Below are 26,089 nucleotides of genomic sequence, written 5' to 3' on the forward strand. Positions count from 1 at the left end.
AGGGACATTCGACGAGCTTTGTCGGCGTTAATGCGTTCATGAGCGTCGATAGAAATACCCCTCACCCGCCGGAGAATTTGAGTTTCATTAGGTGTAACAGGGTCAGCAGCGATCAGTCTGGATCGTCAGGCCTATGCCGCCAGCCTATGAACATGCACGTCGTGGCCTCCATTGTTCTGCATGGCAGACATGGCGGCGCGTTCATGTTCTTCGGTCCGGGTTCGCGCCCACAGCAACAGCCCGCCGCGCGCTAATTGCGCCTGCACCCAATTGCGCTGACGACGTCGAACGAATGCGCCGACGCCCACGCCAACCAGGCTGGCGGCCATACCAGCGCCAATGCCCGCAACGATCGCCTCGGCGAAACTTCCGTAGACGGTCCAAACGGCGATCGCGCCAGCAATGGCGCCAACATAGAAGAGCAGGCCGATGAGCGCAGCTTTGCCTTCATTAAGCGACTCGGCTTCGATGTAGGAAATGCGAGGAGCTTCATCGCTGTCCTCGATTTCGACCGAGCGTTTCGATCCAATCTTTTCGCGCGTCTTCGCGTCTTCGGTGAGCAGGCTGATTTCGGATCGATCGAATCCATGAGTCATCAAATAGTCAATGGCGGATTGCAGCTTATCAAGCGAGTCGAACAGGCCTACGACTTCGGTAAATTCGCGAGACTGTTCGAGCGCAGTCGTTTCATTCGATTCCATGGAGTTCCTCCCGAAGCTCAGTACTCTTGAATCGAAGCCGGCCTCTGTGTGCGCCCTTGCCCATCTGAGCGGTCATTTGCCCTGTGGTCGGCGTATCAAATATCAGCATGCCCCCGCTTGAAGCCTTCGACAAGGCCAACCGCTAACGGAGCCCCGGAGAAAAGCTCTTCCAGGACAGATGCTGCGTGAAGCGTCCGCACATAGGCGGGACGATAGCGCCAAGGCCACGCAAGACCAAAAAAGCCGCGCAAGCGCACGTCCGAGCGGCGACGCTCCATTTGCAAGGTCTGAGCAGCGGGACCTTGGGCGTGAACCTGAAAAAAGGCCCGAGGCTGTGAACCGCGGGCGAGGTCGCTGCAAACGTCGCTACAATGGGCGACGCCGGTCAAATAGTTCTGAAGCGCGCCGAGGCAAACGGGGCTGCGAGCTGCGTCACGACGGCTTATTCCCGAACGTCATGCGGTTGCTTACCATTGCCGCCCGCCTATGATCTGGGATTGTGACGACTGCGCCCTTTTTATTCAACCGGGAGAATGACCGATGACAGCACGCACCGAGAGCGAGATTTCCGCCATTTCCGGGGCCGCAGTCGGCGCAGCGGTTGGCGCCTTGGTTGGTTCACTGTTCGGCGTGATCGGAAGCGCAGTGGGAGCATTCTTGGGGGCGACGATTGGCGCCGCCGCCCGTCTCGCGAAACACGCCTGATGAACCTCCGGGTCGCTCCGCAGTCGTTCCGTGCGGGCGCAACAAGCTGATGGCGAACTAAGATGCGTATTAGCATCGATCATTTTTTATCGCGCGCAGCACTTCAGGGTGGAGCATTGCAAACATGGCAATATGTCTCCATTGGTCTAGGAGCGCTGACAATCGCCATCACCTGCTTGCTTGTGTATTTGGCGATCAAACTTTCTAGCGCGAAAAGACTACGTCGCACAGAGACTGATCGGTTCACCTCTCGGATCGAGAATATCGTGGCTCGACTGAAGCCTATCACAGATCTCGACTCAGAAATCGAGCGCCTTGATGGCGAGGTGAAGCGTCGAGAGTCGGAAATCGAATCGCTGCGCTCATCGTATCTCGACCGACGCGCAGTTTACGATCAGCTAGTTCAGCAGGTTGCCATTTTCGACGAGAAATTAGCGTTTGCGGAGATGGGCATATACGAGCCGCACTTCGACTACACGGACAGCGAGGATTACAAGAAAGCCATATTGGCGAACCGTGAAGAGCAAAAGCTCATGGTGTCTGCCAAGATTGCTGTAACTTGCGCTACCACGTGGGCTGTGGACGGCAGCGCATCAAAAGGTCAAACGATGACCAATCGAAACATCCGCCTCACGCTGCGCGCTTTCAACAATGAGTGCGACGCGGCAATTGCGAACGCCCGGTGGAACAATGTCAATGCGATGGAAAAGCGAATACTGAACGCTCAAACTAAAATCGATAATTTAAACGCCTCAAATGCAATCTCCATCAGTCCTGAATATGCTCAACTCAAGCTGCTGGAGTTGTATCTAACTCACGAGCGTCGCGAGAAACTAAAGGCAGAGCGCGAGGAGCGCGCCGAAGCAGCGAGATTGGCGCGCGAAGAGCAGAAATTGCTCAACGACGTCGAAGACGCAGAAGAGGAAGAAGCACGCTACAAAAAGCTTCTCGAAAAGGCCAAGGCTGAGGCTAGGAGCATCGTTGGAACGCAACTCGACGCGTTCCACGATCAAATTGCGATGCTCGAGCGGGATCTCGCTGAGGCGCATGCTCGGGTGGTTCGGGCTCAAGCAATGGCCGAAAAAACGCGCTCCGGTTATGTTTACATCATCTCCAACATAGGATCGTTCGGAGAGGACGTCATAAAAATCGGCCTGACGCGGCGTCTTGATCCCGCCGACCGAATTCGTGAACTTGGTGACGCCAGTGTCCCGTTCGTTTTTGACGTCCACGCAATCATTTATAGTGACGACGCGCCGTCTCTTGAAAGATCGCTGCATACCGAATTTGAACCGTCACGCGTTAACGTCCGAAACTATCGGAAGGAGTTCTTCCGAGCCAAATTGGAGGACGTTGAGTCGGCCGTGAGGAAGCTTGCGCCGGAAGCATCGTTCTTCATGGACATTGAAGCACAGGACTACAGAGAAACGCTGGCGAAACGTAGCGCGACGCTTCTCGCGTTGGCGGAGCAATCTCCTAATTCATGTCCCGATGCAATTTGAACAATTATCCCTGCGTGGAGCGCCGCTGCTTACCCTAAGCGCTCCCCTGCCCGCTGGCCTCGATTTCGGCCATCCGCCGCGAAGCACTGCGGGAGACGTAAGGGATAAACCAAGCGAAGCATTTATAATCCCCCCGGCTATGTGCTCAATCGCGATCAGCGGCTTTCACAAATGTCTTTGGCTTTTCAGCCTCCTTAATGGCGCCTTCGAATCTCTGTGCGAGGTGCAAAGCATTGTCCATCAACTGCGCGCCGGACAGCCCCGCACTCCAGATGTGCGCCTTCACTGCGATATCGAATAAGGAAATTGCCACTGCAATCTCCTCTTTACTGAACACAACAGAAATGCCATCCCGCGAACAGTCGCCCATTTTATGCCGCCCCCAGTTGAGTGATCGTGCCGCTCGACCCACGATATTTCAGCGCGCCGGCCTCAACATAGAGCTGGCCCATATTGGCCGGTGACGTTGACGGCGCTGTGCCATTTGCAATGCCGATGACTCCAAGCGCGCTAGTTCCGAATGTTGAAGTTCTGATGCCGATATTTTGTCCGGCCGTCAGTCGCATGACCTCATTGCGCGTCGCTGAGCGCGTCACTAACGCAAGATCGCCCGTCCCACCCGCTTGGTTGATGCCGAAAATCGCCGCGACGACGAAGTCACTCGAGTTTGTAAAAACGATGCCCTCGTAGTTGCCGACTGTTGCGTTAGTGTTCTTGAGCCTTTGAATAGGCTCCACGGCGGCAAGAGTCAGGATATTTGTCTCTGCGCTTGCCCCGGTAACATCGATGGAATATTCAGGCGCGAGCCTACCAACGCCGAGCTTCCCGAGGACGTTGAAGCCATGCGGCGCAAGCCCTGCCTGCTGAGGCTGCGCGAGCCCGATAGCGCTATGTGATGAAACCAAAACGCCGGTATAAAAGTTGGCGTGACTTGATGTTGGGCTCCCGGAGAGGAACAACACCAGATCATCATTTGTAAGCTCAAAGGTGTCACGATAAACATCATCAGTCCAAAGAGCCGGCGTGTCTTGCCCGAAGGCCAGCCAGTTGGTGCCGTCGGCAATCCCCGTATCCCCGGATGCAGAAACCGCGTTTCCTAAATTTCTCCGCTTCGGGTTGGATGGGGAAAACAGAAGGTCATCACACTCCCACAGCTCAACCTCGGAAGACGTGCTCGTGCCGCCGACGCCGCCGCCGATGTAGTGCGACAGAAGGCTATAATATTTGCCGCCATATTTGAACATGAACCGGCAATATCGACCGCCGGTCCACAGTGGGTTAGAGGCGTATTTGGTCAGGTTCGAGAGATCGGTTCCGTAAGCAACCCCGGTGCCCCGGTTGACGCCGCCGGGCTCGTCTATTGACACATACCAAATGCCAGTGCTGCGATCCAATATAATGCCGTAAGCTTCAATGTCCTCGGTCCCGCCTGGAAGGAAGCCGCGATCTATTACGCAACCGTCGCCCGTGACGCCCGCAACTGTGCTAGGAACCAGAGCCGGGTTAAGCCCGTCGCTGTCGAGCACGGCCAGCCCAGCGCGGTCCTCTCCGGTGGTCTTTGATCCCCGGAAGAACATCTTGATTGATCCGTCGGTCGGGTCGTGAAATGGCACAGGAACGCCGACGCCATAATCATACCAAGTTCCAGCTGCGCCCTTAACGAGGATCGGGTTATTCGCCGCGTCCTTGGTGAGGCCGGCTTGGCAGTCAAGCGACCCATCGGTGCTATAAGCGCGACCGATCGCCCACGACGTTCCGTGGAGATACATATAATAATAATAAGCAATATCTTGGATAACAATTGGGTGGCCAAAAGCCGTCAATGTTTCTCCGCCAGTTGGCGATAGCACAGGACCATTTGGCGTTGCAATAAGTGGTGATCGGCTAACTAAAGAAACAATTTGAGCTGCAGCATTCACCTGCTGCGTGACTTTCGCGAGCACATCGACGCCGGTGATCGCGCTGTTCGGCGCGGTGTAAAGCTTCACGCCCATCAGCGCACAACTCCATTATTGACCGGGAATGGCCCAGTTCCGATCCTGCGAAAGTCTGTCGGCGCAGCGGCGAGATAGAAGCCGATTTCCAACCAGAAATTCCCGCCGGCGGGGAAGGCGGAAAGCGACGCGGGAGACAGCGAATTGAGCGCGAGAGTTTTCTCAGTATTGTCGTAGACGATGGAATTCGTCGGCGTCACCAAAGAGCCGCCAGTCTTCCATTCGAACAGCACAACAGTTGAGCCGAGCGTTTCGCGAACTTGCGCAAGGAATATCGCTGTCGTCAGATCGTGAACGGCGGCGAGGTCTGTTAGGTCGAGCGGGGTTGGCGACCAATGAGCGGTATTCCAGACGTTGCCGAGATCGATCGATGCCATTTCACGCGAGCCTTAGTAGAGCGGCCAGATATCGTCGGAGTAGCGACGCTCGGCGGCCTTGCGGAATTGAACCCTCTATGACCGATCGCCACGCTCGGCCATCACGTAGGCGACGAAGTCGGCCTCGGATAAAAACTCGCGCTGAAGGTCTGCGCGGCGCTGATACTCTGCGGCGATCTGCTCTCGCGTCGCCGCATACGCCGGGATACTCGGCGCGGCCGCGGCGATGCGTTCCTTGCCCTCGGCGACGCGGCGGCAATGGCGTCCGCGCTCGTAGCTCTCGCAATAAGCCGCTTTCGCCTTGGAAGGCCAGCGGTCAAAGCCCTGCGGCGTGCTCTCGCCGAGTAATCCAGCGCGCGCGCCAGCTTTCTTGGCTTGCCCTTCGGAGCAAGCGAGGCGCGCGGCTGCTGCGATCGCATCGTCGTCTATCGTCGTCATCGATTGGTTCCTTCTGTTGTGAAAGGGGCGCGCCGACGAAAGGATCATCTAAAGCCGGCGCGCCCGACCATCGGCGGATGAGCGACGCCGACGTAACTTATTCCGCCGCTTCCAGGCGTTCGGCGACGCCATCGCGCAACGTCCTGGCCCTCTCGCGAAGCGGCGCGACGATAAGCTGATCGGCCGCGACGGGGGCCGGATGAATGGCGCACTCTTCGCCGATGAGCCCCTTGTTGTATGGCGTCATCAAGCCATTGCTGAACGTGCTCACATGGAGAGCGCGCTCGACGCCCGCGCCATAGGGCGCAAATGCTGAGCGACATTTCTGCGTCTCAAAGATCGACGGTGCAGCGACGTACAGCGCATTACCGAGGATCGCCCGCGCAACATCGTCCGGACTGGCCGGTTGCGCCATCGTGTGGCGGTCGGAATATTTCCGTAAGAAAGTCTCCGCCGGGATCGCTTTGACAAGTTCGGCGAAGGCGACGGCGAGCGCATTGATTGGGCCTTCCAAGGCTTTTGCCTTTTCCTCGATAGCCGCGGCAGCGCGCTCGTGTTCGCTGGCGACACGATCGCGCGCGTCCTTGTCGCGCGCGCGTTCAAGGCGATCGGTCAGCTCCAATTCGGCAAGCTCGAGCCGCTCCAGGCGAATGCGCGCAAGATCGGCAGCCTTGTCGAGTTCGACGATATCGGCGTCGCTCGCATCCGACAGCAACATTTCGGTGCGTTTCTGGCCATGGTTTTCAACTATGGCCTGGACGCTTTTGTGCTCGCCGCGCAGTTTGTCGAGCGATTCTTCAAGCGCCGCAATCTGTGTCGCCGGCGCGCCCTTCTTTGGCGGCTGGAGAAAACTAAAAACACCCATGTTTCACCCGCTCATTTTCTGTCGGTGATTTGAGAATCACATGTCGCCCGTTGAAATCGCAACCGCGCCTGATTTCAATTTGGCGATGTTGAACATCTGGCGATCGCCGATCGGTTCGCCGCCGCGACTGCGCAAAATCCTGTGCCACGCGCGCCGCTTCGAGGGAGTGCTGTCCGGCAGTTCGTCGAGAGCAAATTCGCGGCGCCAGCCATTCGCCGCGTATGACTTCAAGTCGACGGCGAGCGCCTTGGCCCGCGTCCACAACTCGCCGTCGTAAAGGCCGAGCGCCGCGACGATCGCATCCTCGCGCTCTTGTGCCGCCATCTCAGCCGCGCGGCGACGCAGCTCGGCGGCCCAACACTCGTGCTCTTCGGCTTTGCGGAGAAGGGCGGCCGGCGTCATTGCGGACTATTTCGAGCTGCGGGAGGCTTTGCGCGCGCGAGCGCGGGCCGCGACGACGGCTGAATTTTGCTCCGAGTTGTCCGCCGTCAGCGCCTCGAGCGCTTCGTCGACCGCGCTCTTGACTAAAGCCTCGATCGCTTTTTGGCTTGAAAGCAGCGCAGCGCGCGGCGCAACTTTATTGGGAATTGCTAGCAGGCGCGTGCGAAGGACCGAATACTCAGCCACAAGCTGCTGAAGTGAATCTGCGATCTCGACGACAAATCCGGACTTGCGGTCGTATTCAAGCTCGCGAAGCAGGGCGAGGAAACTTTGCTTGTGGCGCTTCGCCTCGTCTTCTGTTTCGAAAACCCTACCTTCGCGAAAAACAATCCGCTCCGCGGCCTCTTCTGGCGTCTCGTTTTCGAGACGGACGCCGCGCACACTCGAAACCGGCCTCGCGCCTGGGCTAGCGCTCGCGCGCCATGCCGTCCCGACATAGGCCGCCGAAATTCGTCCGTTCGGAAGCGTCGGCAGATAGCCGGCCCGGACCCTGCGCCGAACCAAAGCTTCCGAGCAGCCGTCACGACGCCCGAATTCGCGAAAACTAAGACCCTCCAGCGCTGCTTTAGTGCTCATTTTTCGACTCGCCTTTCATCTCCGCGAACACGTTTTTGACCCTTGCACCTACGGATCCCCCAAGCCCCCGCATTACCCGTATAGGCTGCATCGCCGGGAGGACCCGCGAGAGGGGTGCGGCTCATGCCTGTCATGCGCGGCCTCGCGTTTCAGCCGCGTCGTCGTTGCGGAAGATATGCAAGCGCGTTTCACGCGCGCTCGGCTCAATGGCCATAACGCTGATGCCTCGTGCCTTCGCCAGTTCAGCGAAGAAGGCGTCGCGCCCGCGCCGATATTCGGCGATCTCGCTCTGCTTCAGCCGGCGGGGAATGTCGGGCGACCACTCGCTGCGGATCATCGCGCCGTTGAAAGTCATCTCGACGGTAAATTTCTTGCCGACGCGAAAGCGGGTCGAAAGGTGAGCCGTCACTCGACTCTCCCCCATCGAGCGTTCGCCCCGTTCGCTGCATCTCTCTCCTTAGAGAGAGAGAGATGCGAACAGCGGAACAAGCAGGGGCTGCGAACGGCCTGTTGTTCACATGCGAACGCTTCATTTTTCAATTGGTTATAAGCGTTCGCGTTCGCACCTTTGTTTGCAGCGAATGGTGCGAACAAAAAAGGCAGTTTGTTCGCAGGGTGCGAACGACGGATTTCGGTGTCCCTCATGCCGCTTTTTCCAGCGCCTTTTGGCCCCTTGGGGTGACACTCCACTTGCCAAGCGTCGATTCCACGAGCTTGTCGCGAGAGAGCCTCTGCAGCTTCCTGTTCACGATGCTCTTGGCGCGGCCGATGGCATCCGCCCATTGCTGTTGCGTCGCGTTCGGCTCGGCGAGCATGGCCTGCAAGAGCGCTTTGTCGGTGTCCATTTCCTGGCGCTCTCGATCGTCGGCTGATTGCTCGGACGCCGGTCGCATCGTTGGCAGGTGAACCTCGCGGCCCTTGGCGTCCAAGATTTCAGGGCAGCCTGTCACCTCGAACCGGAACGGCGCGGGCTCGAACTCCAGGCCACGCAGCTTGCCCTGCCAGTGCAGCGATACGATTCCGGTATCTGGCTTTTTCCAGAGGGTGAGATTGCCGTCGATTTCGTTGAGGATCGCGCCCGAGCCATAGGGCACAAGATTATCTTCGGAAGCGTTCTTGACGGGGTGCGCAGCCACAACAACGGACGGCTGGCCGGCGATCTGCGTCAGCGGTCGCAGGCGACGCATGAACTGCCCGCCCTGCACCGCGTCATTGATGTTGTCGCCATCAAAGAATGCCGCGAGCGTATCGACGATGACGAGTGCGAATGGCTCTTGCTCGGCGAGCTTTGCCAGGGCGGCGTGAACGGCCTCGGGTTTCTCGCGGCGATCCAAAATGATGATGGCGTCGCCGAGCGCGCTTAGATCGATGTTTAGGAGATAGGCGGCGATCATGAGCCGCATGCGAATGTCGTCGGGATTTTCGCAGGCGAGATAGGCGACGCGCCCGCGGTGAACTTCGCGGCCAAGAATGTCTGCGCGCCCTGTCGCAACGGCCAGCATGGCGATGACGAGAAAGCCTGTTTTCCCAGCGCCGGTGCGCGCTGTGAGCGCATAGATCGATGCCGACCGCATAAGCGGTTCGATCGTATAGGCGAGCGGCACATATTCGCCGGCAAATGTCGCGGCGGTTTTGAATGTGAGCGGGACGACTGGAGCGGCGTGTCCATTCGCGACATGGATCAACTCGCCTGGCGGCTCGTATATGCCAGTTGGTTCAACGGGCAGTGGCGCGTCGTCGTAAATAGGCTCATAGCTCGCGCCAGGCGGGCGCAGGCGCGTTTCGCGGCGCCGTTCGCCTACGGCTTCGTCGACATGCGATCGATCGCTCATGCGGCCTCGCTTTCCGCTCGGCGCGCGTTTTCGATTGCAGCAAGATCGCGGAATGTTGCGGTTGCGGCCTTCACGTGCAGGACAAGGCGGCGCAATTGATATTCGAGCCCAACATCGTCGCCCAGCTCGGCGTAGCGTTCGATGATTTCGGCGTTGGCGCCGATCACGCCGGCAAGCTCGGCGATATGCGCGCGGCACTGTCGCGCGGCGCTCGGGATTGGAAAGGACACGGGCGCGTTCATTTTCGCGCCTCCCGCATCATACCGGCGAGCCCGATCAGCGCCGCTTCGGCGCGCCCATCGTCTTTGACGCGCGCGAACAACTCAGCCTTGCTGGGCCATCGTCGGATGGCTTCCGAGCGGGCCGCGTCCTTTGCGCCATCTTTGCCCGGCGGAATGCCGATAAGGCGCTTCCACGTCGGCGGGGTCAAGAAGGTCACAGGAAGTCCGGCGGCGGCGCAAACGCCTTCGATGACGCCCTTTGACCTCCCGAAGGCAAAAGCCCCTGTAGGGCCTTCCTTGGGCCGCGCGCCGACATATTCAACGAAAGCCTGCGACGCCTGCCAGCGGTAGACGACGCTTGCCAGAAGCGGCGCGTTGACATTCGCGCGATTGGCGGGGCCGTCGCGCAGAATTGGCATGTCGGCGACTTCGATCAGTTCGCCGGTCGGCGAGAGCAGCGCCAGCGCGCCTTTCGCGCCAATGTCGATTCCGAGGATCATCGTCATTGCGCACCCTCACTGAGGAAGGTCAGCAACGACTCGATGCTGTCGCCCCTGGCGCCGGTCGCGTCGTCGCGCCAGCGCCCTGAAAATCGATTGACCTTCAGCCCTGGCCATCGGCGAACGAGCGTCGCCTTTGGCGGGAGTGATTTCCCTTGATTTTCGGGAGCGGATTTGGTTTTCTCAGAAGCGATCGCCTTGCCAGACTGATCACTATTCCGAGCCCGGACGCCGCCCGCGTCCGGGTTCTTTGCTGTGTGGGCCATGCGTCACGCGGCCCTCGCGTCGGAGGTGCTGGTCTGCGGCTCGCCGAGCTTGCTCTGCGCCCAGCGGTCGAGAGCTTCCTCGGTATAGACGACGATCCGACCTGCGCGCTGGTAGACCGGGCCGAGGCCCGTTACGGCGCCCTTGCAGAGCGTCTGATATGAGCCGAAGCCGTATTTTCGAATGAGGTAGTCAGCCGCCGCGCGTCGGCGAAGATAGCGCACAACCGTGCTCATCTGCGGACGATCCTTCTCTAGAAGGTTGCGAGAACGTCTCGCAATCCGCATCCTATAAATCGACTAAATTAGCGCGTGTCACCACGCTGAAGCGGCTTCGTTTCGGAAGCGAAGCGGCTTCGTTTCGTATCGAACGGCGCCAACGCGCCATCCTCAATTAGCTCGTCGACAAAATTCTCAAGTGTTCGAGTAGTCGGCGACGGTGGTTCTTCCAGTTTCCAACTGTCACAAATCTCCTTCGCCAGGGTCGACTTATTCTTGCGTTTCTCAGGATCGGTAATCGCGACTGCCAGTTCACGCGCGTGCGGCACCCATGACCTGTTCTCTTTCCTTGCTGCTCCACTTTTTTTGCCGCCGCCGGCACCATTGATTTTTTGCACCGCGGAATAAGTCATCAGGCGTTGATGATTCTCTTCAGCACCATTATTGACATCGATCTTTGGCGCGAGGAGCATGATCCCGCTCCATTCGGTCTCGCCCGTCTCTGCGTTGACGAGGTCACCTTTTCGAAGATCGATCGCATACTCAGAGCGCGTCCACAGCACGGGGTCAATCGGAATTCGCTCCCGAGTATCCCCCTTGTAAAAGCCAGCGGACAGAATTTCTCCGGCACCCAACAGCACTAGCAGCACGGTCGTGTTTCGCCCTATTAAATTTGGATAAATGCCAAGTCGAACATCCTCCTCCTCCGCCTCTGCACAAGCGGCGCTTAGGTAATTCGAACATTGCCGCGGAAGGAGGGACGGCGACAGCGAAGACGCCGACAGCGTCCCAGGAATCTTCAGTATATGATCTGGTCCGTAAATACAGAGACTCCTGACGAATTTCCCCACGCTTGGCGCGACACTGAGCGCTTCATTATAAGCGACTCCCGTTTCTGGCTCAGAAATTACTATGCGCCAAAAGGCCTCCTTGAACGTCAGGCCATCAACAAACTCGTGCACATTTGGCGCGACAATAGGCGGGATCAACCGAACATTTAGCCAATGAACCCGGGTCGTTTTTTCGATTAATTCCGACGTCTCGACATTGTGAGCTTCGAGCCAACGACGCCGTCTAATCGGGCGATGCCAACTCTCACCGTTAGTCGTCCCCCAAGCCGCAAAGCACTCCACCATTCGCGTGAACGATATGTATGACTGCAATTCATCATTCGAATAACCGAGCAGCGAAGCTGCTTCTGCGATGGAGTAACCTGCCCTTATGGTCACGCCCCCAACGAATCCTTCCGTCCCTTGTTTGGAAGGTGGTGCGCCATAAGCAAGAGCAGTCAACGGACGCGGATCAAGGGGGCCGGCAATTTTCATAACCGCTGCATCTCGCGCGCACCGAAATTGAGCGTAGGGAAAGCAAGCGATGCATTCTCGCCTTGTTGGGCCGTCGCCCTATCCCTACGCAGCTCGTTACTTGGCGTTGCCCCGTGGTTTCTTCAACGGCACAACGTCGCCGCCCGCTTTCCCGTCCATCGCCGCGCTGATCGTCGCCCCGATCGCGTCCACGGCGCGTCGCAACGGTTCCTGATCGAGATGTGCGTAGCGCGCCGTCGTCTGCGGCTGTGAATGCCCGAGCAACTTCCCAATGATCGGAAGGCCGAGCGACGCCCCTGCCCCGAAACTCGCGAAGCTATGGCGCAAGTCATGAAGTCGCACGCCTTCGAGCCCGGCAGCTGCGCAAACGGCCGCCCAAGGCTTCTTGAGGTCTGCCCGTGGCGCGCCGTCTTTTCCGCCGACGATGATATGCGGATTGTTCTCGATACGCGGCAGCCGCACCAGGACCGCCTGCGCGGCCGCCGAGAGATAGATCGGCTTCTTGCCCGTCTTGCTGTCCGGCAAAAAGATGACTCCGCGCTGTAAATCCACTTGCGACCATTGGGCGTGCAATATCTCGCGCAGCCGTGCGCCGGTGAGGATTAAGAGCCGGATTGCGGCGACGGCGAAAGGATCAAGAATGCGTCGACGGTTCAATTCCCTCGGCGCGTGTTTCGCCCCCGGCTTCGTTTCGTCTACGGCCCACGGCAAGCCTTCCGTCTCGGCAAGCCGCAGGGCCTCGCCAATGCGCGCCAGCTCTTCGACCGTCAGGAAGCGCTCGCGGGCTTGTTCGCGATAGCGCTCTACTCCCCGAACGGGGTTTGCGTCGGCGTCGACATGGCCCGTCTTAGCCGCGTAAGCCCAAAGGCTTCCGAAGACGGCAAGCGCCTTGTTCGCCATGGTTGGTGTCTCGCGCAGCTCGGCGCGGAGCGCGGCGAGGTCCGCGCGCTTCAAATCGCGCATGATGGCCCGCCCAAGCCGCGGGCGGATATGAATGTCGACGATGCGCCGATATTCCGAGATGGTGTTCAGCTTCCGGAGCGGCTCGATATGTTCGGCGAGCCATTCATCGGCGATTGCATTGACGGTCAGCGCGGCGCGGCGCACGCGCTTTTCGGCCGCTGGGTCTTCGCCGTGAGCGACGCGCCCCAGGATGCGCGCGGCCTCGGCGCGCGCTTGCTCGGGCGTTAGCGGGCCATGCGGGCCGATCTTCACGCGGTGCGAGCGCCCGTCACGCCGGAACTGGCAGACGTAGGTCTTCTGGCCCGAGGCCAGCACATAGACGCCGAAGCCGAGCAACGCCGTGTCCCAGAGGAACTGTTGCGGCGGCCCTGGCGGGCGCCATGTGAGCGCGTCGACCGTGCGCTTGCTGATCTTTTGACGAGCCATCCCCCGACCGTCTCACGGCATGAAATATAAGCGCTATATAAGCGACTGAGATATATTCCAGGAATGTAAGAGAAAGCAAGAGACGGTTGACAGCCACGGATTTTCAGCGCTTATATAATGATAGGAAGCAGGAGAAGGCGCAAAACGACGTTGTTTTTCTCATTCGTAATGAGGGGGTCTGGGGTTCGAATCCCTCAAGCGGCACCAGTCATCTGGATTTGACCACAATATTTCAAATAGTTGCGCAAAGCGATATTTGCTAGTCCCACAAGCAGTCCCACACATCACAGGGTTTCGGCGCTCGGCGCGGCATTCGCCTACCCGCAGGGCGTCGGCGCAGCAAGCTTGCCAGAACCCGTTAGTCGGAGCAGATTTACCTCGAAACATCAGCCCATCTGGCGAATGCCGGTTCAGGAACTGTGACGATCCCGCCCCCTCACGCGATGGGCGTTGCCTTGAAGAACTTACTCGTTGGCTTGCTGGCCGCAGTTCTGTCTATGTTTCCAGTGCAAGGGTGGCCGGCCGGGCCGCTCACCACAGAACAACTGGTTCAAGCCTACGACAATAACAAATTGGTGCAGGGATATGCGACCGGGATGGTGATGGGCATCATAGCAATGGACGCGGAGGTATATTCGAGCACTGGCGGACATGTTTACTGCGCCCCCGGGAAGTTACCGATGAGCGGGAAGACTCTAGTAGATGTTCTATCAGAATACATGGGCCGACATAGTGCGTCTGGCTCATACCCTGTCCCCACGATTGCTGTGGAAGCGCTCAAGGAAACGTTCCCGTGCGACGCCGCTAAAAACTGAGCTAGCCACTCTGATCTAACAGCTGGTGAAAATGTCGCGATTTGATCAGTCGGCTTCGCATGTTACGGCGACGATCAGCGCCGCCGTCTCCGCGTCGGACGCGGCGAGGATCACGAATGCGATCATGTCGGCGGCTGGAATGATGACCAGGAACGCAAATCTGACGTTTGCGGCCTCCCTCGGCGTGCCGGCGCCGAACAGCGCGCGCCTCATAACGCCGAGATTGTAGCCGCCGATCTCATGGGAGGCAGACGCTTTGTCTTCAGCGCATCGGCTCGCCGCTCAGTTAAGACTCACCTTGTCGGGAAAGCTCTTGTGGGAGAGCCGCAGGAAGTAGGCCCAGGCCGCTTCAGCATCGTGCGCTGCCGCAGCGGCCCTCTGGATCGCGTCCAGAGGTTCAATGATGGGGTGGTCGTGTAGGACGCTTTCGGTGAAGTCGAGAAGCGCCCGGTTCGCTGCGAAGGCGGATCGCAGCGCTTGCCGGAATGCTTCCTTGGATTCGGCGCTCTCGAACGGCGAGGGCCGCTTTTTCGGCTTCGCCACCTTTAGTCTTCCCAATCGTATATTGACGAATACCGCCCACCCAGACCCCGGAGCGAACGCCGGCGCAAGCGCGCGTTTTCGCGCTCAAGATCACGGTGCGCATATTCCGCCTCAACCGCAGCGCCGCGCAAGTTCGCTTCTGAGAAGGAAATCTCCTTGTCAAAGGTTGGAAACCGTCTCCGGTTGTTATTATACCTGTCGATCTCTGAACCGGCGCCCTGCAAAAGCGTCCCTACCGCCTGCATCCGCGCGGCACTGCGCGCACGGCTGGCCGCGACGCCCTTGGCGTTGTAAGTGTTCACGCCTTCCAGCAAGGCGTTCTGAGACTCGTAATTGAGCTGGTTGGACTGCTCCAGTCCGCCGAACATCTCCAACGCCTTGTAGAATTCGCCTTGCCGCTCGATGAGCGCCTCTTGGTTGATGACGCTCGTATCTTGCGCCCCGCCGCCGGAAGCTGCAGCGAGCGCCCGCGATTTGGACAGCAACAGCTCCTTATCCTGCGACCGCGCCTGCGCCTGGCGCTGCGACCCGGCGAGCGCCGTGTCCGCAGCGTATTTCAATCCCTGCGCGCGATTGGTGGCGTTGATCAGATCATACGGACGCGAGGCGTCGATGGCCGCTGCGCTGTCCATCCCTGATTTATACTCGCCATAGCCGCCGAGCAGCGTTCCCGCCACACCGGCGCCGGCCGCCGCAATTTCAAGCCCGCTCATTTCCCATCCAACTCCCGCTCGCCCTTCGCCCAGGCGAATGCAATTCGCCTTGCCGCCTCTAGCGGAGAAAGATCGACAGTCTCAATAGGACCGCCATCCTTCCCGGAGTGCTCATGGCGGTCGACGAACATGCCGAGATGCTTGCCGATCTTTTCCAGCGCGCCGAGCTTGTCGTGGAACTTGATCTTTATACCGTCGCGAGTCTGCGCGACCTCCGCAATCGCCGCAGCCGTGTCGTTGTCGATCTCGGCGCTATCCAGCATGGCGACGCCGTTGCCGATGGCCTCATTGCCTTCAGCGTCCTTAATGGCGATTCCTTCGCCCCATCGGACGGCTTTCCGAATGTCGGCGTAGCCGATCTTGGCCAGTTCAAGCAGGGTGCGCTCTATCGTGATCTCGGCGCGCTTGGCCGCTGCCGCTTGGATTTCCTGGACCCTTATCGCAACCCTATCGTCAGCTATCAGCCGGGCGGCGTTCGCGTCCATGGAGCGCTCGTCGCCCTCATAACCGGCGTTCGCATATGCTTCGCGCTGAGAGGCGCCCTTGGCGATCTCTCGGGCGAAGATTTCGTGGCGGGGGTTCTCCAGAACTGGCATTTCAATTCCCTATGGGCGCCCGCTCGATTGCGAGAGCCGAAAGATTTTCCAGCGCCACATTCTTGGTCTCGAGACCGGCTCTGAGAATGACGCCATCGGAAGTGCGGACGACGCACCACTTGTTGACGGGACCGCGCCATTTGACGCGAAGATCATCGCCCACGCTCTGATCCTCTTCCTCTTGGCCAGTCATATCGAAGCGGCTCAGCTCGACGGCGCGAACGCCACAATGCCAGACATCGCAGACCAGAAGCTCCATACGCCACTCGCAGGAATCGACGGCGACTTCGATCAGGTCATACGGCTTTAGTTGCGAGGCGACGTGCCGCCAGAAATCGGGACGCAACATATCCTCGGGCTTTATGCTTTCTTCGACCGTCACGAAGTAAATGGCGCGCATATGCTCCGCGAGGGCGAAGCGGCGTTGAAGCAAGGCGGGCGTGTCAGTCAATTTAATGTCTCCATTTCCTCTAGGTTTGCGATCAATCCGCGCACGATCTCGGCGGCGGCATTGTTGGCTTCGCCGTTTTGCTCGGCGAACCGAAGGCCGTCATTCAGGTGGCGGCACGCCCGACGCAAAGACACGCCGCTCGGGTCGATCGCTGACAGGGCGGCGTCCATCACGCAGGCAAGCGCTATGGCGGTTTGGTTTGTGTTGGGCGAAGACATGAACGGAATCATAGGCGCGTCGATTCTTAGTCGCCATGCAGTGCTTGCGGGTTTTGCGGACTTTGCGGAGTTTTTGTCTGCGCTCGCCGAAAATACTGGCGCACGCGTTCGCTCGTTCGGTCTCCAGCGTGATAGAGGCGCAGCGCCTCGCCATCATCGTCAAGCAGCATTTGAAGCGCGGGACGCGAAACTCGCCATGGGCCATTCGCGATCCGGCGGCCGATGCGATAGACGACGCACCAGTGCTGAATCGTTCTCGGCTTTACGCCCGCGATTGTCGCCGCGATGCTGACGGGGATCGTTTCGGAGGCGTCGAACGGGCGCAGGACGTGGTCTTCCTCAATCATGCCGCGACCCTCGCTTCCCGCAATAAGCCAGCGAGCCCGATCAGCGCCGCTTCCGCCCTCCCATCGTCTTTGACGCGCGCGAACAATTCGGCATGGCCCGGCCATCGCCGGATGGCTTCCGAGCGCGCCGCGTCCTTTGCGCCATCCTTGCCCGGCGGAATGCCCACCGCGCGTTTCCACACTGGCGGCGTCAGGAAGGCCACAGGAAGCTCAATAGCGGCGCAAACGCCTTCGATGACGCCTTTAGACCTCCCAAAGGCGAAAGCCCCTGTAGCGCCTTCCTTGGGGCGCGCGCCGACGTATTCGACAAAGGCCTGCGACGCCTGCCAGCGGCGAACGATGCTCGCCAGAAGCGGCGCGTTCACGTTCGGACGATTGGCGAGGCCGTCGCGCAGGATTGGCATGTCGGCGACTTCGAGCAGCTCGCCATCGGGCGAGAGCAGCGCCAGCGCGCCTTTCGCGCCTATGTCGATTCCGATGACGTTCATTGGCCGCCACCTTCGATAAGATCAAGAACTGCCCCCGCAATGCCTACGGGCGTTCCATCGGCCTCGCGAGTTAGCGCGCTGCGGATGGCCTCAGCGGGTGTCCCGAATTGCAGGGCGAGCGACAAAGCGACAGCAACATCCTTGGCGTCGCTATCTAGCGGCGTGCCCCCCTTGGCTTGGCAATCAATGAAGACTTCAGCCAGTTGGCCATCGGGGAAGCGGGAGAAGGTCGCGGTATAGGCAGCGCCGCGAAATTCAAAGCCGATGGTATCGCCCGCGCGGCGATTTGGGAGGCGGCGGCGGTTCATGCGCGCCCCCTTACCGGCAGACACTCGCCGCATATCCACACGTCGCGACCGTCATCGCCGAGCCAGGCGAATTCCGCCAAATGGCCGCAGCGGCAGAAGCGGTCGGTTATCCCATCCCGTGCGGCTGCAGCGTTCCGGCTATCGGCTTCGCGCTGAAGGCGGGCGGGATCATAAATCGGGCTCCTTGTCCCAACTGTCCCACTTGTCCCAACTGTCCCAAGCGTCCTATTTGTCCCACCGTCCCGCATTGTCCCAGCGGGACAGACTGTCTCAGCGTCCCGATTTGCTGTCCCACTTGGGACAGAGCGTGGGACAGCTGAACCCCTAGAAGAATATGGGTTTGAGCCGTTATGTCCCGCTGGGACACCCCCATACTGTCCCGGCTGGGACAGTATGGGACAGGCGGTCTTCGCCAGATGCTTTTTGGCCAGCTCGCGGAGGCTCATTCGCGACCTCCTTTCAGCTTCCGATCGACCGACGACTTGGACATGCCGAGCCGGTCGGCGATCTCTCGCACGCTCGCGCCACCCTCTTTCAGCGTGCGGATGGTCTCGGCGCTGTCGTCGACGACAATCTCGCCGGTCTCCCATCGGTCTTCGATCAGTCGCGCCTCGAATGGCGCAGCGTCGTCGCCGAAGAAGCCTCTCGACTTCGTGAAGTGAACCTCGAAGCGCGCACCTTCGGAGGCGTCATAGTCGACAGGCCGCTTGAGTGAGATCACGCTGTCTAGAACGTCTTCCTTGCGCGACGTTCCTCGCTGACCACCGCCCTTGCCGGCATGATGAATCAGCACGACCGATTTGCCGGCGGCGCGTTGACGTAGCGCCCACGCCTGCACAGGTCCCCAGGAGTCTGCTTCATTCTCCCGGAGCGCCTGACACACGGTCGAAAGATTGTCGACGACGATAAGGTCGGCGTCGGCGATCTCGGCGGCGTAGAAGCGCTGCGCTCCAGGATCGGCCAGGTCCGGCAACCCGTCCTGTTGAAGGTCGGCGGCTACGAGCCGGAAATTATCCTCGGGCGCGTCGAAGTCTGCGCCGGCGACGATCGTGGCGTATCGATCTTTGATCATCGCCGCCGGCATTTCGCCGTCGATATAGACGACGCGCTTGGGACAGGGCGCGCGCCAGCGGAGAAATGAACCGCCTCCGGCCGTGGCATGGGCGATATTCAGTCCAACCCAGGTCTTTCCTATCCCGCGCTCGGCGAAGATCATCGCCAGGCCCTTCGACGGCAACCATGGCGACATCAGAAACTCACGCGCAGGAAATTCGCGCTTCAGCAATTCAGCGCCGGTAAGCGCCAGGAGCCCTTTTGTATAGGCGGGAACGAAGCCCCCCGCGGCTTCCGGCTCCGGCAGCGACACGCGCAGCAACTCGCCGGGTGGATCGTAAGCGCCAGAACGCGGCGCCGACACCTCATGCTCGCGTCGATATTCCTCTTGCGCTCCTCGAAATAGCGCGGAAGCGCGGAGACTGTCCGTCGTTTGGATTGTCATAGCGCGCCCCCGTCTTCTTGGGGCGGGAGCGATTTGAATTCGCCAATCGCGTCCACGACCACGGCGCGCGCCTGGCGCAGCGCAACCTCGATAACGCCGACGTTTTCGGCGCTCGCGGCAGCGGCGATTGCGGCTCCGGTGATGACAAGCTGATCGCCAAGCTCGGCAATGAAATCAAGCGCGAGCAAGCGCTGATCGCGCTCAGGGCTTAGACGGGCGCTCATTGCCTTGCCTCCACTGTCGTGAAGGCGAGATCGGCCAGAACACGCGCCATCGGCTCGGCAACGCCATGACGAGCGATCATCCACGCGATGCGACGCGCCGTTAAATCGGCGACTACAGCGTCGTCGGCGACGGAGATCGGTTGAAAGTTTGAGCGGGCTTGATTAGACTCAGGAACACTCGCCGCCACAGCGATGTATTCCCGAGCCCGGCCCGCGTCAGCCCGCGTGGCCGGGTTCGATGTTTTGGAGGCCATGGTTCAAGCGACCTCCCCGAGCAGGCGGTCGATTTCAGACTCGGGAACAACCGTCCGATTGCCAATCCGAACGAGGCGGAGTTTTCCTTCGCCCGCCAGGTTGTAGAGATGCGAGCGGCTGACGCCGAGGGCTGCGCATGCGTCGTTGATACGTCGAGCGCGCGGCTTGAAAGCGTCTAGCGCCCCGTAGGCCGCAATGCCGGCCTGTCGGTCAGTGGTTTCCGGTCTTGATTCCATCCGCAACTCCTTCGCCGCGTCTGGTTTGGTGCGGCTACGGATGGATGATGGCGGTAGGCGGACGGACTCGTCACGGACAGGTTGCGACTTTTCCTATTTGTCCGTTTTTGGCTCGCTTAGAGCCCTACCTAAGAACGTCCCGCGATAAGCGCCCGCAGCAATCCTTTTTTCCCTCTCCAACTCTTTTCTGGCGCGCTCCTGCTCCGTCTTCGCGCGCTCTTTCTCGCGATCCACTCGCAAACGACGGATGCGCCTCTTAATAGCCTCATCGTCTTCATGTGGAGGGACGATCAGCTTCGCTACCTCCGACACAGCCTTATGCGGCTTCACGCCGTTGGCTATCTGACGATCATGTTCGGCCAGCAGGCGGTCGTTAAATTCTTTCTCGGGCCGCTTACCTAGCTTTGGATCTTCTAAGGCTTTCGTAAACAGACGGAGAGCCTCTTTCCTTCCGACTTGGTAAAGCACCGCCAAGGCGGCCTCGCGGGCAAACGCCTCGGTTGCCGCTATTCTTGCGGCTCGTTGCTCGGCGCTCTCCCCCGAGACATCTAAAATCGTCGTCCGAATTGGGAGACCAAAGCGATCATGACTGCTCGTCGCCCTTGCGCGTCCAGATAATTGATTCAATCCACCCATCGCGCTGCATCTCGCGCGCATCGAAATTGAGCGCAGGGAAACCGAGCGATGCTTTCTCGGCTTGTCAGCTGGCCGGCCTATCCCTGTCGGTCGACAATGTGGGGGCGGGCGATGAATCACGCAAGCGGTAGGGCTTCGCGCCTTCGCGCCTTCGGCCAGCGCGGTGCGGCGCTGGAAATCAGAATGGTCTGCGGCCTCGCCGAGAGGATGAGGCCCCGCTGCCCTTGCCCAATAGCTCCATGGCATCCTCGGCAATTTCTTCAGGCTCGTTCTGCCCGTCGCCTTCCCCGGTCGCGGATATGGAAGGCCGCGGTGATCGGACTGGTGACGCTCGCATTCCTCGGCGTTCAATCATGGGATAGCATCAAGCGGGTGGCCTCTTCGATCATTGACGCGGTTCATTAGCGTTTCGGCTAAATTTAGCCAGTAGACTAAACCGGTATTATAGCGCAGACGGTCTAGTGCCCCTTCAATCTGGTCTCAAGCTCTGTATTACCAACACCTGAAGCATCCAAATCGAGCCGTAGATTTTCAAGCAAAACATCAGCAAGCCTCAAACTCGCATCAGAGGTCAAATGTGGCGATGCATCTATATATAGAAGCTGACCGCTCTTCCAATTACTGCACATAAGTATCCCGTTGGTGAGCCGCTCACACAGCTCGTCATGAAAATCGATCACATTTGCTAGGCCAATTCTCTCGATTCTCTCGTAAATTCTTGACAATGGTTGACGCGCGTTACGCGAATCGATCGCAGTTACAAGACATGCATCGCGGCGCACAACAGAAGAAAAATATTCTCCTTCGCTTGAGCATACTCGTGGGATATCATTTATAATGAAGACTCTGAACCCGAGGATATTCATTTGATCGACAAAGCGTTCGAGCGATGCCGAAAATCGATTAGCGATCTCGTCTCCAGCCCATAGGCGATCTCTCGCGAAGCTCAAAACGACGATATCGTTTCTCTCTCCTACCTTCGCCATTCTGGCGATTAATTCTTCCGCGCCCCCTTCTGGACAAGTGCGGCTGTCGCATTGATCGATCATAGACAGGAAAAGCGAACGCCCAGTCAGATGTTGCAACCGACGACCGGCGCGTTCGCTCACGACTCTGAGCGGAGGAAGAAAATTTCCAGCATGGGAATCGCCGAATAACCATATCGACCCATTCGGGGCTCCCGCTCTCAGGCACGTGTTTAAGCCGTCTGGACCTGGCATATGGCAAGAGTTGCTTTCGAGAAAGGAACGCTCGAGCATAGTGACGGGTCCTCTGAATAAAACGGGACGAGCTATCCACAAGAGCGCGACAATAGAGGTCGCAACCGCTGTCATTGTTGGAAATGTCACTAGCGCTGATTCGCGGGTCAGGCTCCATGATGCATTTCGGAGCGGTCGTTCAATTAAGTAAAAAGACGCCATGGACAAAGTTGTAGTCGCAAGAACATAGGCTGCAAGAGACCATCCCACGGGAGCCACGAGTTTGACGAAAACAGCGACGGGCCAGTGCCATAAATATAGCGAGTACGAAATCCTGCCGACGAACTGAGTTGTCTCATGAACGAGCAACGCATTAGGCCGCCCCAGCTGACTACATAAAAAGAGTAGAGTCCCGGCTGACAGTATGCAGAGGACTGTCGCAACGTTCTCCGCCACACGTGTCGAAAGCATGATCTGGATGACTGCGGCCATCACAGCATAAAGCGCGACGTTTCGATATGTCTCTCCGGCGGTGCGAGGAATATGCCGGCTTAAAAAATAGACGAGTGCTCCTGCGAGCAGTTCCCAAAATCGGAAAACGGGGAGATAAAAGGCCGCTATTGGCCATCTGTCCCAAGTGAAAATATAGGCGACCAGACTGATAGCGCCTATAGTCACAAGAATCGCCAACAATAGGCGTTTTTTTGGATACAGCATCAGAAGCAAAATCGGGAAGGCAAGATAGAATTGCTCCTCAACACCCAGCGACCAAGTGTGTGTGAGCGGATTCCACTCGGTCGAAAGCCCGAAATAGTCTTGTCCTGACACCCATAGAGCAACGTTAGACATACCGAACAATGCGGCAAAACCGGTCTTTATTGCGCCATTACTCCGAGGAATAAGCATTGCGCATAGGAGGACGGAAGCCGTCACCATCACCGCCAATGCCGGGAAAAGGCGCTTGATCCGGCGCATAAAAAAAACATTCAAGCTGAACGAATTAGAATCAATCTGCAAAATTATAGATCTGGTGATGACATACCCAGAGATGGCAAAAAAAACGTCGACGCCTAGGTAACCAAAGGGAAGAGCTGTCTTGTCGAAGTGAAAAATGATTACGCTAACAACTGCCAACGCTCGCAACCCGTCAATCTCTTTAATGTGGCGAGTATTCATTAGTGTCCTTCGTCTGGTCCCGTCGGAATTTGCGCAGCAAACTTGGCTAGAATGATGCGCTTCATTGTGATGTTCATGGGCAAGAAAAAAACGCCCCGTCGCGCCAACCCGCAATCGAGGCGTTTCTGTCCGAGATCCCTAACCGCCGACATGCTGAAAGTGTAGGCGCTCACAGCCCTCGCCGCAAATCCTCGGGCAGGAGCCATTCGGCTAGATCATCGAAGGCCCGCGAGACGCGCATCGCCGAGCGCGCGAGTCTCATACGCCAGACGCGGACGAAAAGCTGGGGGATGGTTGCGGGAGCGTTCATGCCAAACCCTTCTCCACGCGGCGCAGTTTAAACTCCGCAGTGAACGCCTCATATATCGCGTCCATTTGCTCGGCGATATCCATGGAAAGCTGGATTAATGCCGGCCCGGCCGATGAATCGAGGAGATCGTGCTGAACGCCGCAGATGGCGAGATGTAGCGCATAGATTCGGCTTTTCATGTCCGACAATTGGTCGCAATGGGTGTTATCCATGAGGCGCTCGCGCGCGGGCTCGACAAGTTCTAATTTCCTTTGCTTGTTGCTCATGACCGAGCCTCCCAGCCCTTCAAAGTGGCGGACAGGGTCTTAAGTGCGCGGCGCTGCCACTCGTCTACATGGCCCTCGATCTCCCGGTAGAGGTAGGAAACGAGCGCCGCTGCGCCTTGCGGCGTTGTCGGCTCCGCCCGCGCAAGACACGCGCGAGCCTCTCTAAGGAGCTCCCATGCTTCGTCGACTTGGCGTGCAAGAGCGCCGATACCGGCCTTTTCGTCCCACTGCCGAGCGGCTCGTGCGGTCGCACGGTAGCGTTTCTTCGCATCGGCGTATTCGGCTTCGATCGTCGCTGCATCCGCGTCCGGCTCGGCAAGCAGCCTTTCCCGCATGCGATCAATTTCGCTTCCGCCGATGTGATAGTCGCGCCAGACGATCAGCTCGACGGGTCGACGGCGGCCTAGTCTCTCGGCGCCCTTTTCCGACGCGTCTTCCAATTTGTTGCTGGCTCGGCAGACGGCGCGCTCCCGGCGCTTTAGCTCGGCGATTGCCTCGACAACGAAATCTGACGCACCTGTTAGGGGGTCGGTCGGCGCCCGCGTCGGCGAACCTGTGATAATGCTGTGCGTAGCCATGATGCGAACCTCTATCCTTCGCGCTGTGGTAAGGCCGGGTCTGGCGCGGCAGCGCCTCGCCCGGCCGCTTATCAGGCGGTCCCTCCGCCCGATTTCTGAAACTTGAGAACATTGTCGGCGGAGCGCGGCTCGCAATGCGCCGCCCATTGCTCCATCAGGTGACGGCGTTGCTCCAGAACGTCCGTCCGGCGATAGGCGCGCTCGACGCTCGTCCCGACAACATGGCCCATCGCCTCCTCGACGACGGCGTGAGGAAAGCGCGCAACCTCCTCGCACCACGTCCGAAACGTCGCCCGGAAACCGTGCGGAACGATCGGCTTGCCGTCGTTCGCGGGATCAATCCATTTCGTCTCGCCGCTGTTCATCCGCTTAAGCAGGACCAGCATCGCCATAGTGCTTAGGGGCTTGCCGGTCGCGCTCGGAAAGACGAAGCGCGAGACCCGAACGGCCTCCAATTCCTTCAGTAGCTCGACGGCGCGGGGCGCGAGAGGAATGCGGAACGGCTCCTTGCGGTGTTTCTTGTCCTTCAGCTTCGAGGGAGGGATCGTCCAGACGCGCGCGTCCAAATCGAACTCGCGCCATTCGGCATTGAGCGCCGTGCCTGTCCGCACATTCGTCAGGATCAGGAATTCGAGCAGCCGCGACGCTATGGCGTCTCGCTGGCGAAGCGCCGCTGTGAAGGCCGCCATTTGCTCGTAGGGCAAGGACGGGTGACGGCCGCGCGACAATTGCGTCGGAGCGCTGAACCCGAGCGCTTTAAGATCGTCCCACCGAGCCGGGTTGTCTATGGGAAGGCCGTGCTGGTCACGAAGCACGATGCGGGCGCTTTCGAAAACGCGCCGGATGGCGGGATAGAGCTTGCGGGCGACCTCCGGCTTGCTGCGCCAGACGGGCTTGAGGACCGCCGCCACGTCACTCGTCGTAATCTCATTGACCGGCCTTGCCAGCAGCGGCCCGCAATAGGCCGGCCCGAGGTGGCGTTCCCACTGATAGGCGACCTTGGCGTTGCTCGTCCTGGCCTGCGCCTCTGCGATCACATCTTTAGCAATATCGGCAAAGGTAGGGATCGGCCGCGACGCCTTCCGGGCTTCTTCCCGCGCGGCCAGAGGGTCAACGCCCTGCGCGATTTTGGTCCGGGCGGAGAGCGCCGCCATCCGCGCCGCGGCAAGCGATGTTTCGGGATAGGGACCGAGGCCCATGTCCCGACGCCTTCCGTCCATCTGATAGCGCAGAACCCATTTCCGGCCGCCGGCAGGCGAGACGGCCAGATAGAGGCCGTCGCCGTCGGCATGCTTGCCCGGCCCTACGCTCCGCGCCGTCCTGTCCGTGAGCTTTCCCACCCTACCGGTCCCACGGTTGGTCCCACAAATCGACGTGGATTATGACATACGACGGCGGACAAGGGAAGACGCTATGCGTTCATAAGCCGCAAAGTTATTGGGTTTAGGCAAACAGCCTGAAACAGTCTCGCACATTAGTTAGGTGCCCTCAAGCGGCACCAATAAACTCAATTTTTTCTCGTAAAGAGTTCAAGTGGCGCATCATCCTATTCGATGACACGCCGCCACCAACTCGCCGCTCCCCATCGAGTGTTTCGGCACTCCCGACCTTTGCGCCGCTAGCGCGAGGGTCGCAAAGGCTGTCGCCCAGGGAATCGGCAAGGGGATCGCCACCGCCCTCGCGAGGGCGATGACGCCGGAAGTCGAGAGTCGTCCAAGAAGTCGAACCCGCCGCCACTCGCTAAGCGTCTGACTGGGCGAAGTCTTCTGTCATTTGCCGATCTTCGGATGACCTGCCCCGCCAGCACTGGCTCCACCATTTTTTCCCCGCGTGGCCCTTTAGCTCAGCAGAAGCTTGTGAATAATTATTGTGCAGCATGATTAT

Annotated in this window: 35 protein-coding genes; 2 read left to right on the forward strand and 33 right to left on the reverse strand. The window is 59.2% G+C overall.

The window, feature by feature from the left end; all coding sequences use genetic code 11:
* Window positions 1-131 precede the first annotated feature (131 nt).
* Window positions 132-701, reverse strand: coding sequence for a hypothetical protein (locus IYW40_RS09070; protein WP_196400349.1), 570 nt, complete (start codon window positions 699-701; stop codon window positions 132-134).
* 540 nt (window positions 702-1,241) lie between these two features.
* Between IYW40_RS09070 and IYW40_RS09075 the strand changes: the two genes are divergently transcribed.
* Entirely contained in the window at window positions 1,242-1,406 is a 165-nt protein-coding gene (locus IYW40_RS09075; RefSeq protein ID WP_196400350.1) for a hypothetical protein, read from the forward strand.
* A gap of 62 nt (window positions 1,407-1,468) precedes the next feature.
* Window positions 1,469-2,908: a DUF4041 domain-containing protein gene (locus IYW40_RS09080; protein ID WP_196400351.1), complete on the forward strand. Its 1,440-nt coding sequence runs from the start codon at window positions 1,469-1,471 to the stop codon at window positions 2,906-2,908.
* 145 nt (window positions 2,909-3,053) lie between these two features.
* Here IYW40_RS09080 and IYW40_RS09085 read toward each other — a convergent pair whose 3' ends face one another.
* The 32 genes from IYW40_RS09085 to IYW40_RS22240 form a co-directional block, all read right to left on the reverse strand.
* Window positions 3,054-3,278 carry a hypothetical protein gene (locus tag IYW40_RS09085; RefSeq protein ID WP_196400352.1) on the reverse strand — a complete coding sequence of 75 codons (225 nt, stop codon included), beginning with the start codon at window positions 3,276-3,278 and terminating at the stop codon, window positions 3,054-3,056.
* A 1-nt stretch (window position 3,279) separates the two neighbouring features.
* The gene (locus IYW40_RS09090; RefSeq protein ID WP_196400353.1) at window positions 3,280-4,902 is read right to left on the reverse strand and encodes a hypothetical protein; all 1,623 of its coding nucleotides are present in this window, start codon (window positions 4,900-4,902) and stop codon (window positions 3,280-3,282) included.
* Entirely contained in the window at window positions 4,902-5,279 is a 378-nt protein-coding gene (locus IYW40_RS09095; protein ID WP_196400354.1) for a hypothetical protein, read from the reverse strand. Before IYW40_RS09095 ends, IYW40_RS09090 begins: the two co-directional genes overlap by 1 nt.
* Window positions 5,280-5,354: 75 nt before the next feature.
* Complete coding sequence (locus IYW40_RS09100; RefSeq protein WP_196400355.1) at window positions 5,355-5,717, reverse strand: hypothetical protein; 363 nt, start codon at window positions 5,715-5,717, stop codon at window positions 5,355-5,357.
* A 97-nt stretch (window positions 5,718-5,814) separates the two neighbouring features.
* Window positions 5,815-6,582 carry a hypothetical protein gene (locus IYW40_RS09105; protein ID WP_196400356.1) on the reverse strand — a complete coding sequence of 256 codons (768 nt, stop codon included), beginning with the start codon at window positions 6,580-6,582 and terminating at the stop codon, window positions 5,815-5,817.
* 36 nt (window positions 6,583-6,618) lie between these two features.
* Complete coding sequence (locus IYW40_RS09110) at window positions 6,619-6,906, reverse strand: hypothetical protein (RefSeq protein ID WP_196400357.1); 288 nt, start codon at window positions 6,904-6,906, stop codon at window positions 6,619-6,621.
* Between the two features lie 84 nt (window positions 6,907-6,990).
* Entirely contained in the window at window positions 6,991-7,599 is a 609-nt protein-coding gene (locus IYW40_RS09115) for a hypothetical protein (protein WP_196400358.1), read from the reverse strand.
* Window positions 7,600-7,729: 130 nt separating this feature from the next.
* Window positions 7,730-8,008 (reverse strand): hypothetical protein, encoded by a 279-nt coding sequence (locus IYW40_RS09120; protein ID WP_196400359.1) that lies wholly within the window; start codon window positions 8,006-8,008, stop codon window positions 7,730-7,732.
* A 232-nt stretch (window positions 8,009-8,240) separates the two neighbouring features.
* Window positions 8,241-9,431: an AAA family ATPase gene (locus IYW40_RS09125; RefSeq protein ID WP_196400360.1), complete on the reverse strand. Its 1,191-nt coding sequence runs from the start codon at window positions 9,429-9,431 to the stop codon at window positions 8,241-8,243.
* Window positions 9,428-9,673 (reverse strand): hypothetical protein, encoded by a 246-nt coding sequence (locus IYW40_RS09130; protein WP_196400361.1) that lies wholly within the window; start codon window positions 9,671-9,673, stop codon window positions 9,428-9,430. The genes IYW40_RS09125 and IYW40_RS09130 overlap by 4 nt, the downstream gene beginning before the upstream one ends.
* Window positions 9,670-10,158: a hypothetical protein gene (locus tag IYW40_RS09135; RefSeq protein ID WP_196400362.1), complete on the reverse strand. Its 489-nt coding sequence runs from the start codon at window positions 10,156-10,158 to the stop codon at window positions 9,670-9,672. The genes IYW40_RS09130 and IYW40_RS09135 overlap by 4 nt, the downstream gene beginning before the upstream one ends.
* A gap of 263 nt (window positions 10,159-10,421) precedes the next feature.
* On the reverse strand, window positions 10,422-10,652 hold the full coding sequence (locus IYW40_RS09140) for a hypothetical protein (protein ID WP_196400363.1): 231 nt from the start codon (window positions 10,650-10,652) through the stop codon (window positions 10,422-10,424).
* A gap of 68 nt (window positions 10,653-10,720) precedes the next feature.
* Complete coding sequence (locus IYW40_RS09145; RefSeq protein ID WP_196400364.1) at window positions 10,721-11,959, reverse strand: hypothetical protein; 1,239 nt, start codon at window positions 11,957-11,959, stop codon at window positions 10,721-10,723.
* Window positions 11,960-12,055: 96 nt separating this feature from the next.
* Entirely contained in the window at window positions 12,056-13,348 is a 1,293-nt protein-coding gene (locus IYW40_RS09150) for a site-specific integrase (protein WP_196400365.1), read from the reverse strand.
* 860 nt (window positions 13,349-14,208) lie between these two features.
* Window positions 14,209-14,376: a hypothetical protein gene (locus IYW40_RS09155; protein ID WP_196400366.1), complete on the reverse strand. Its 168-nt coding sequence runs from the start codon at window positions 14,374-14,376 to the stop codon at window positions 14,209-14,211.
* 69 nt (window positions 14,377-14,445) lie between these two features.
* Window positions 14,446-14,706: a hypothetical protein gene (locus IYW40_RS09160; RefSeq protein WP_196400367.1), complete on the reverse strand. Its 261-nt coding sequence runs from the start codon at window positions 14,704-14,706 to the stop codon at window positions 14,446-14,448.
* 2 nt (window positions 14,707-14,708) lie between these two features.
* Window positions 14,709-15,419 carry a hypothetical protein gene (locus IYW40_RS09165; protein WP_196400368.1) on the reverse strand — a complete coding sequence of 237 codons (711 nt, stop codon included), beginning with the start codon at window positions 15,417-15,419 and terminating at the stop codon, window positions 14,709-14,711.
* Window positions 15,416-16,015, reverse strand: coding sequence for a terminase small subunit (locus IYW40_RS09170; protein WP_196400369.1), 600 nt, complete (start codon window positions 16,013-16,015; stop codon window positions 15,416-15,418). Before IYW40_RS09170 ends, IYW40_RS09165 begins: the two co-directional genes overlap by 4 nt.
* 1 nt (window position 16,016) lies before the next feature.
* Window positions 16,017-16,466 (reverse strand): hypothetical protein, encoded by a 450-nt coding sequence (locus IYW40_RS09175; RefSeq protein ID WP_196400370.1) that lies wholly within the window; start codon window positions 16,464-16,466, stop codon window positions 16,017-16,019.
* Window positions 16,463-16,636 (reverse strand): hypothetical protein, encoded by a 174-nt coding sequence (locus IYW40_RS09180; RefSeq protein ID WP_196400371.1) that lies wholly within the window; start codon window positions 16,634-16,636, stop codon window positions 16,463-16,465. Before IYW40_RS09180 ends, IYW40_RS09175 begins: the two co-directional genes overlap by 4 nt.
* A 74-nt stretch (window positions 16,637-16,710) precedes the next feature.
* Window positions 16,711-17,031, reverse strand: a complete 321-nt coding sequence (locus IYW40_RS09185; RefSeq protein WP_196400372.1) for a hypothetical protein — start codon at window positions 17,029-17,031, stop codon at window positions 16,711-16,713.
* Window positions 17,028-17,519 (reverse strand): hypothetical protein, encoded by a 492-nt coding sequence (locus IYW40_RS09190; protein ID WP_196400373.1) that lies wholly within the window; start codon window positions 17,517-17,519, stop codon window positions 17,028-17,030. The genes IYW40_RS09185 and IYW40_RS09190 overlap by 4 nt, the downstream gene beginning before the upstream one ends.
* Window positions 17,516-17,827 (reverse strand): hypothetical protein, encoded by a 312-nt coding sequence (locus tag IYW40_RS09195; protein WP_196400374.1) that lies wholly within the window; start codon window positions 17,825-17,827, stop codon window positions 17,516-17,518. The genes IYW40_RS09190 and IYW40_RS09195 overlap by 4 nt, the downstream gene beginning before the upstream one ends.
* Before the next feature lie 442 nt (window positions 17,828-18,269).
* Window positions 18,270-19,244, reverse strand: a complete 975-nt coding sequence (locus IYW40_RS09200) for an AAA family ATPase (protein WP_196400375.1) — start codon at window positions 19,242-19,244, stop codon at window positions 18,270-18,272.
* Between the two features lie 77 nt (window positions 19,245-19,321).
* Complete coding sequence (locus tag IYW40_RS09205; protein WP_196400376.1) at window positions 19,322-19,549, reverse strand: hypothetical protein; 228 nt, start codon at window positions 19,547-19,549, stop codon at window positions 19,322-19,324.
* On the reverse strand, window positions 19,546-19,803 hold the full coding sequence (locus IYW40_RS09210; RefSeq protein WP_196400377.1) for a hypothetical protein: 258 nt from the start codon (window positions 19,801-19,803) through the stop codon (window positions 19,546-19,548). The genes IYW40_RS09205 and IYW40_RS09210 overlap by 4 nt, the downstream gene beginning before the upstream one ends.
* A 330-nt stretch (window positions 19,804-20,133) precedes the next feature.
* Window positions 20,134-20,676 (reverse strand): hypothetical protein, encoded by a 543-nt coding sequence (locus IYW40_RS09220; RefSeq protein ID WP_196400379.1) that lies wholly within the window; start codon window positions 20,674-20,676, stop codon window positions 20,134-20,136.
* A gap of 458 nt (window positions 20,677-21,134) precedes the next feature.
* Window positions 21,135-23,051, reverse strand: coding sequence for an acyltransferase family protein (locus tag IYW40_RS09225; protein WP_196400380.1), 1,917 nt, complete (start codon window positions 23,049-23,051; stop codon window positions 21,135-21,137).
* Window positions 23,052-23,220: 169 nt separating this feature from the next.
* Window positions 23,221-23,361 (reverse strand): hypothetical protein, encoded by a 141-nt coding sequence (locus IYW40_RS09230; RefSeq protein ID WP_196400381.1) that lies wholly within the window; start codon window positions 23,359-23,361, stop codon window positions 23,221-23,223.
* Complete coding sequence (locus IYW40_RS09235; RefSeq protein ID WP_196400382.1) at window positions 23,358-23,627, reverse strand: hypothetical protein; 270 nt, start codon at window positions 23,625-23,627, stop codon at window positions 23,358-23,360. Before IYW40_RS09235 ends, IYW40_RS09230 begins: the two co-directional genes overlap by 4 nt.
* Complete coding sequence (locus tag IYW40_RS09240; protein WP_196400383.1) at window positions 23,624-24,205, reverse strand: hypothetical protein; 582 nt, start codon at window positions 24,203-24,205, stop codon at window positions 23,624-23,626. The genes IYW40_RS09235 and IYW40_RS09240 overlap by 4 nt, the downstream gene beginning before the upstream one ends.
* 71 nt (window positions 24,206-24,276) lie before the next feature.
* The gene (locus tag IYW40_RS22240) at window positions 24,277-25,545 is read right to left on the reverse strand and encodes a site-specific integrase (protein ID WP_196400384.1); all 1,269 of its coding nucleotides are present in this window, start codon (window positions 25,543-25,545) and stop codon (window positions 24,277-24,279) included.
* Between the last annotated feature and the right edge of the window lie 544 nt (window positions 25,546-26,089).

Origin of the sequence: Methylocystis sp. H4A, assembly GCF_015709545.1 — a bacterium.
In the GTDB taxonomy this organism is placed as follows: Bacteria; Pseudomonadota; Alphaproteobacteria; order Rhizobiales; family Beijerinckiaceae; genus Methylocystis; species Methylocystis silviterrae.